Origin of the sequence: Chitinimonas prasina (genome assembly GCF_030160395.1) — a bacterium.
In the GTDB taxonomy this organism is placed as follows: Bacteria; Pseudomonadota; Gammaproteobacteria; order Burkholderiales; family Chitinimonadaceae; genus Chitinimonas; species Chitinimonas prasina.
Genome location: NZ_BSOG01000047.1, coordinates 333 through 660, shown reverse-complemented (window position 1 = coordinate 660; position 328 = coordinate 333). Strand labels below are relative to the sequence as shown.

Here is a 328-nt window from a genome sequence, read left to right as displayed (position 1 = left end):
AAGGTGCACCTGGTGATCGATGCCGACAGCCACGAGGTCAGGGCCGTCGAGATGACGGACCACCGGCACGGGGACGGCGAGATCGTCCCGGACTTGCTGACCCAGCTGCCGAAGGCCGAACGGATCGGTGTCATCAGCGGTGACGGGGCATACGACACCCGGGGCGTCTACGAGGCGTCCGCAACCCGCGGGGCGGCCCTGGTCGTGCCGCCGCGCCGCAACGGCAAACCGTGGAAGGTAAGAACCACCGGTGCTGAGGCTCGCAACGAGAGCCTCCGTGCCATCAAGCGTCTCGGCCGACGGCTCTGGAAGACCTGGAGCGGTTACC

General features: G+C 68.0%; 1 protein-coding gene. It reads left to right on the top strand.

What is annotated here, in order from left to right:
* Window positions 1–12 precede the first annotated feature (12 nt).
* Window positions 13–328: transposase (locus QQK16_RS21055; RefSeq protein WP_284198451.1), on the top strand; the 316-nt coding region annotated here is incomplete at its 3' end.